Source organism: Mesorhizobium sp. M7A.F.Ca.CA.004.12.1.1, assembly GCF_003997835.1.
In the GTDB taxonomy this organism is placed as follows: domain Bacteria; phylum Pseudomonadota; class Alphaproteobacteria; order Rhizobiales; family Rhizobiaceae; genus Mesorhizobium.
Genome location: NZ_RZRK01001347.1, coordinates 1 through 829 on the forward strand (window position 1 = coordinate 1; position 829 = coordinate 829).

At 65.7% G+C, this 829-nt stretch carries 1 protein-coding gene and 1 pseudogene; one reads left to right on the top strand and one right to left on the bottom strand.

Going from position 1 to position 829, the window contains the following annotated elements:
• Positions 1-194 (top strand): annotated as a pseudogene (locus EN984_RS36295) (ribosome biogenesis GTPase Der); the annotation flags it as partial.
• Between the two features lie 248 nt (positions 195-442).
• Here the strand turns inward: EN984_RS36295 and EN984_RS36300 are convergent.
• Positions 443-829 (bottom strand): LysR substrate-binding domain-containing protein (locus EN984_RS36300; protein ID WP_245480208.1); only part of this gene is annotated, 387 nt, incomplete at its 5' end.

Consider the following 829-nt stretch of genomic DNA (forward strand, 5'->3'; position numbering starts at 1 on the left):
ACGTCACCCAGGCCAAGACCCGGCCGCCGGGTTTCGTTGTCCAGTGCTCGCGGCCCGATGCGATGCCGCAATCCTATGTCCGCTATCTCTCCAACAGCCTGCGCGAAGCCTTCGACATGCCCGGCGTGCCGATCCGCATCGCGCTGCGCACGTCGGACAATCCATTCGCCGGCAGGTCCAACAAGCGCAAATAAGCGGTCGGGCTCGAATGAGCCTCTTTGCTCGCGGGAATTCTCCGCAAAGTTGGCGGGACAGCACCCCCCTCTGGCCTGCCGGCCATCTCCCCCGCAAGGAGGGAGATCAGCAGTTCGTTCTGACGGCGCCTTTCTTGCAACGTTGAAGATTCGCGAGAGCACTCGCGACATCCAATCTCCCCCCTTGCGGGGGAGATGTCCGCAGGACAGAGGGGACGGAACGCGACACTGGATACCTTTCCGGCTGTCTAAGCGACCTCCTTCAACCGCTCGTCCCGTGGCAGCGCCTGCAACGCCGCCTGCAACAATATGTCGGCTAGCCGCGCTGCCACCGGATCCAGTTCAGCATCCTTCTGGTGCAGCACCAACGCCATTTTGGGCAATGCCGGCAGCCCGGCGATCTCCGGCGTCATTGCGCTGACGCTGGCCGGCAGGCCGATGTCGGTGCGGATCGTCAGCCCCAGCCCCGCCGCCACCGCTGCCCAGATGCCGCCAAGGCTCGGGCTGGAAAAGGCCATCCGCCACGACAGCCCGGCGCGGTCGAGCGTTTCGGTTGCCACCGTGCGCAGAAGGCATGGCGCTTCGAGCGCCACCAGCGGCAGCGGCTCACCGTCGCGCAGGCTGGTCTCGATGCG